Source organism: Candidatus Poribacteria bacterium (assembly GCA_026702755.1).
Classification (GTDB): domain Bacteria; phylum Poribacteria; class WGA-4E; order WGA-4E; family WGA-3G; genus WGA-3G.
The window spans coordinates 23,054-29,053 of sequence record JAPPBX010000085.1 but is presented as its reverse complement, the minus strand read 5'-3'; the positions used below and the strand labels follow the sequence as shown (position 1 = coordinate 29,053).

Below are 6,000 nucleotides of genomic sequence, written 5' to 3'. Positions count from 1 at the left end.
TGAAGGATACCCAGTATCCTGACTTTTGGCAACTATTATTTATGAAACACCCTCAATTAATTGTAGGTTTTATTATAAACTTAATTTTCCTTATTTATTACCTGTCTTGAGTTGTCCCCAAGTTGTCGCCAATTTCGATGTCGCATCAACGGCTTGTGGAATACCGAACGGACTGTCCGGATCGAAATTCTCCGGTGGCTCAATAATGCTGAACCAGACCCGATTAATCCAGATAGATCCCCGCCCATGAGAGGAGAATCGGAAGTCCGAACCATTTGCGCGGTTCTCAAAACGACCGTCTTTGATTTCCCATATATGGACGAGCCATTTATCCGTTCCACCCAGTTTTACGGCAAGAAATGCGCCATCACCTGCGCCACGGAACGCGCCGCCAACGGGACCGACACCGTTACTGTCGTACTGGCAGTTGATTTGCGGTGCTTCGTTGGAATCGAAATACTCCATGACGATCCACGCCTTATGATCCCCACCAAACAGAAATGAGTCATCAATTTTGAAGTACATGTGATTGTGTCCAGGACCGTTATAGGGCCAAGGGTTCTCTAAACAATCAACACCACCTTGGACATCGGGGTCCGTCACACCATCCGCCTGCTCGCTTTGGGTCAATAAAACCCCGTCGCTTTTCTTTCCGAGGTCTACCCAAATGAAGTTTTTACCCTCTTCTGGTTCTTCTGCCGCAAACGCGCCTACTGAAATCAGCACGCACTGAATCAAAATCAGTGTTGTCCATTGGATACGCTGTAACATTAGTGCCTCCTTAAATTCTGCGTTAAAGTTACCCCATTTATCACCTTAACAATCAGGAAAGGTTATGGTTTGAGGCGTGGTTATCTTCACATCGCTATTTGAGAGGATGAGATGTCCATAGTAAGCCAATAGTTTTGTTTTGAATCTTCCGCGCGAAAATGAACGATATAAATGCTATTTCAAAATAAGCATCCGGCGTGTTTGCTGGAAAGATGGCGTTACCAATTGGTAAAAATAAACACCACTTGCGACCGTCTCACCTAAGGTATTGCGTCCATCCCAATAGATGGCGCGTTCTCGATTTTCATAGAAGCCTGCTAACTGGTAGCCGAGTGAAAGTGTTCGGATAAGTGCGCCTGCTGTGTCATAAATGGATAACGACACCGGACCGGCTTCTGAGAGACGATAAGGGATCCACGTCTCCGGGTTAAACGGGTTCGGATAGTTCTGCAACAGCAGATTCTGCTTCGGTGTGCCGATGTTAGTAAGCCTGACCGATAGCACGGCGTTTGCGAGATTGGCGGCATTCACTGTAAAATTAAACTTTTCCGAGACGACGTTGCCCTGGGTATCGGTGACAACCAACTCCAGCGTATCACCAACCTCAATAACACTACGATAGTTGAGATCGGCAGTGGCGGCGGCAAAATAATTGCTACGCACCTGAGTTTTCATGACAGCCTTCGTCCGGTGGTTTCGGACTGTGATAAAATAATCGTCAAACTGCTGGCTACCTTCTAAATGTCCACTCACAACGAATGCCCATGTCTGATAGGGTATTGTTGCGAGCGGTGCCGTGGGCACCTGCGTCTGATTCGTCCATCCTGTTCCGGTGAAGACAATGTCGCGTGCCGTTGGTAGATTGACGATGTACCCCTTTGCCCCTTCAATTGAAAAGCCGTCGTCGGGTGCGTTTGGTGTCCATGCCACATACTGCTGGTTTGCGGCATCAATCGTAATGATGGTTGTCGCCCCTGTCTTGAGTGCGAGTGAGCGTGCTGTCATCTGGACAGTCGGTTTCAACGGCACAGACAGCATGTTCAAACCTGTAGAAAGGTGCATGGAGAAAATATTGCCGATTGGTTGCATTTTAGGTCTACCGACGAAACCGTGTCTACGTCCATCTGGTAGATCATAATAACCGATAATACTTCCATCCTGATTAACATTTCGGACGACAGTACTAATACTCCCTGGGAACCGCACTTCATAGAGGGTACCATCTGGCAGGAGGATATAGGACCGCAGAATATCATTTGCAGCTTTGGCTCTGAAGCCGATAAGACCGTGATCGGTGATGGTGTTCACAAATAGGAATTCAAGATTCGGCATCTCTGGAAGGTCAATAGTGGTAAAACTGCCATTGGGGTGACGTATGAACCCATGAAACATTCCATCGGCATCCACGTAGCTGCCGACGACAGCACCTGCGGCATTGACGAAGTCCCCATAAGTGTTGACTGCGCCAGGGAACGTAATTATCAGATCACCTGAGAAGGCGTGGCTGACTCCGGTTTCATCGACGATATTACCACTCAGTGCCCCCGTTTCGTCACTAAGACCATAGATGTTGGTTTCGGCTGCACCGGGAAAATCGTATTGCTGCAGTTCGCCACCTTCTAAGATAACGCCGTGGTAAAGGTCATCGGGACCTTTATAGTGTCCGGCTGCTTTTCCAGCGTTGTCGAGTGCATAGAAATAGGTATTCAGGGATCCTGGAAAGTCATAGGTTGTAAAAACACCGTCTATCAACGTGAAGCCGATGGTTTTTTCGCCATCAGGGTTCCGGGTGTTCCCTGCGTAGTCTCCGAAGTCGTTGCTTGCAGCCACCTCCAGAAAATCAACACCGGGAACTTCGATGGTCTCAAAGATATAATCTGCAATCGGTGTATCGGTACTAACTTGTGCAACGGCATCCGCTATGAAGCAGATGGTTAGACATATAGACAGAATAAATGCTATTTTTGTGTGGTGATTCATAATTATCCTTTTTAAACGTGCGTTCAAAAACCGTCAGTAGACGGTCTTTGTTTAAATGAGCTATCCAAACCGATACCAAACGGGATTCTCTATGGATATTATAGCACTTTTCTGTGATATTGACTACTTTTTATTTAAAGGATAAGCAGATTGTCGCTTACAGCAACGGAGGGAATTCGGCAGGTTGAAATTGATACGTCCGCAGCTCCAAAAAGGTAGGCGCGGTTTCAAACCGCGCCAGATATTAAACAAAACCTTTTTTCGCTCAAGGAGTGTCACAGCTGCACCGATAGCACAACTGTGACACTTGTGGATCCTATTTTACAATGACGAGTCGCCGTGTTTGCTGGAAGGAAGGTGTTGTCAACTGGTAAAAATAGATACCACTCGCAACGCGTTCCCCAAGCGTATTGCGTCCATCCCAATACGCCGCACGCGATCGACTATTGTAGAAGCCTGCCGACTGGAAACCCAGCGAAAGATTGCGAACCAACTGACCGGTTGTATCGTAAATAGATATTGACACAAGATTGTCTTCGGAAAGTTGATACGGTATCCATGTCTCTGGGTTAAACGGATTCGGATAGTTCTGCAACAACTGATTCTGCGTCGGTTGACCGATGCCATCAAGACTGACGGACAACACTGCATTTGCCAAGTCTTCAGGAGTTACTTTGAAGCTGAGGATCTGTGATTCAGCGTTTCCACCGGGACCGATGACGCGTAATTCAACGACATCTCCAACTCGGACAACACTCCGCCGCGTCAAATCAGCATTTGCAGCGGCAAAATAACCTCCTTCCACCGAGGTGGTAATCACACTATTTGTTCTGAGGTTACGCACGATGACTTGATAACCGTCAAACGTGGATTTACCTTTCAAATGTCCGCTGACAACGAACGCCCACGCTTCCGTGGATATGGCAGATGGTGCCGCTGCTGCTTCGGTTGGATCTGTCCAAGGTGCCCCCACGAACGCAAAGTTGCGAGTTTGTGGGACGTTAACGATATAGCCTTTTCCACCCTCAATCGGGAAACCGTCATTGGGTGCACTTGGCATCCACGCGATGAAACGTTGGCTTGGTGCGTCAAGCATGATGATGGTTGTCGCACCTGTCATTGCAACGAGGGACTTGGCGTTCATCGGTGTTGGCGGTGCCAATGGCACAGAAAGCATGTTCAACCCTTTCGACAGCTTGACGGTGTAGAAATTGCCAAAATGAGTGCTCTCCGTCTCATCAACAGGTCGAGCAATGAACCCGTGTCTGCGTCCGTCCGCTGAGTCGTAGTGTCCGACGATAGAACCGTCCTGATTGATATTCCAACCCTCCGTGCTCACACTGCCCGGAACCTGCACTTCCTTTAGTCCATGCTGGAATGAACCGACATAGGTGCGCGGGACATCACCCACCAGTCTGCCTTGTGCAACGATAACCCCTACATCGCTAATACCGTGCACAAAAAGGTATTCAATCTTTGCGACTTGTGGAAGGGGAAGATCGAGAGAAATAAAACTGCCATCTGGGGCACGCAGATATGAATGATATGTGCCTTCAGCATCTACATAGCTGCCCACCATACGACCGCTTGCGTTCACAAAATCGGCGTAAGTTTCCGGTGCCCCGGGGAACTCAACTATTACGTCCCCTGAGAATCCACGACGAACACCAGAAGCATCGGTAAAATTACCTGTCAGTGCCCCCGTCGCATCACTATACCCGTATACTTCAGTCTCGACAGCACCCGGGAAATCGTATTGGCGCAACTCATCATTTTCCAAGATGATCCCATGGTACAGACCATCACTATCCTGGTAGTGTCCCGCAGCTTGCCCATTGTTACCGAGCGCATAGAAATAAGTGTTCTGAGAACCCGGGAAATCGTATGTCGTGAAAACGCCATCAATCAGCGTAAAGCCGACCATCTTTTGACCATCGGCACTTTTCGTGTATCCGGCGTAATCTTCAAAGTCGCTACTCGCCGTCAACGCTAAGAAATCTACACCCGGAATATCAATACTCTCAAAGGTATAGTTGAGGTCGGCGAGGGAGACAACGGGTTGATCGTCTACTTGTGCAGTGGGGTCTCCTACGGGTCTTGCGACAAACCCGTGTCTTCGCCCATCTGCTGAGTCATAGTACCCGACGATAGAACCGTCCTGATTAATATTCCAACCTTCCGTGCTCACGCTGCCCGGAACCTTAAATCTCTGTAGCCCGTGCTGGAATGTGCCGACAGAGGTGCGTGGAACACTACCCTCCAGTTTAGCTCGCGAGACTATAACCCCTGCATCGCTGATACCGGGCAGAAAAACGTATTCAATCTTTGCGGCTTGTGGAGACGGACGGTCGAGAGAGACAAACCTGCCATCTGGGGTACGCATGTATACATGATATAGACCATCAGCATCTATGTAGCTGCCTACGATAACACCACCAGCGTTCACAAAATCGGCATAAGTTGCCGTTGCCCCGGGGAACTCAACGATTTTGTCTCCTGAGAACCCGCGACGCACGCCCTCAGCGTCTATAAAATTACCCGTCAGTGCCCCCGTCGCATCGCTAATACCGTATATCTGCGTTTCAACGGCACCCGGGAAATCGTATTGACGCAGTTCGCGATTTTCCAAGACGACACCATGGTGCAGACCGTCGCTATCCTCGTAGTGCCCTGCAGCTATTCCATTATTATTGAGCGCATAGAAATGCGTGTTCTGTGAGCCCGGGAAATCGTAGGTCGTAAAAACGCCATCTATGAGCGTAAAGGCGACCTCTTTTTCGCCATCAGCACCTTTCGTGTATCCGGCGTAATCTTCAAAGTCGCTACTCGCCGTCAACGCTAAAAAATCTACTCCCGGAACGTCAATCGTCTCAAATGTATAATTTTCACTGGCGGATCCGATACCGGGTCCATTCAGCATTTGTGCAGCAGTCTCCCCTACGAAAAAGGAACTGAGGCATATCAACAACGTAAACATGTAAAACAAAAAACTGGTTTTAATCTGAGTATACAAAATCAAACCTCACTTAAAGTTATGTTATTCAAAAATGAAAATAGTGTGTCAGATACCCCGCCCTAACGGATGATGTTTGTCGTTAAAATTTCGCAAGTTTGCGTTCAACAATACAGTAAAAGCGCGGACCGGGTATCCTGGTACATTTACGTGAGTTCAACCTAAAAACCCAAATGTAGATTGGGTTAAGCAGTAAAAATAGGTGAAATCACTATAAATCATAATAAAATATAAAT

General features: G+C 48.0%; 3 protein-coding genes. All 3 read right to left on the bottom strand.

What is annotated here, in order from left to right:
- Positions 1–90 precede the first annotated feature (90 nt).
- Entirely contained in the window at positions 91–771 is a 681-nt protein-coding gene (locus tag OXH39_16090; GenBank protein MCY3551983.1) for a hypothetical protein, read from the bottom strand.
- 174 nt (positions 772–945) lie between these two features.
- Complete coding sequence (locus tag OXH39_16085) at positions 946–2,751, bottom strand: T9SS type A sorting domain-containing protein (protein MCY3551982.1); 1,806 nt, start codon at positions 2,749–2,751, stop codon at positions 946–948.
- 316 nt (positions 2,752–3,067) lie between these two features.
- Positions 3,068–5,671, bottom strand: a complete 2,604-nt coding sequence (locus tag OXH39_16080) for a T9SS type A sorting domain-containing protein (protein ID MCY3551981.1) — start codon at positions 5,669–5,671, stop codon at positions 3,068–3,070.
- Positions 5,672–6,000: the final 329 nt, after the last annotated feature.

What these genes read in the sequence shown, in the direction of transcription:
- OXH39_16090 (MCY3551983.1), bottom strand. Translation starts at nt 771, where the DNA reads ATGTTACAGCGTATCCAATGGACAACACTGATTTTGATTCAGTGCGTG.
- OXH39_16085 (MCY3551982.1), bottom strand. Translation starts at nt 2,751, where the DNA reads ATGAATCACCACACAAAAATAGCATTTATTCTGTCTATATGTCTAACC.
- OXH39_16080 (MCY3551981.1), bottom strand. Translation starts at nt 5,671, where the DNA reads ATGCTGAATGGACCCGGTATCGGATCCGCCAGTGAAAATTATACATTT.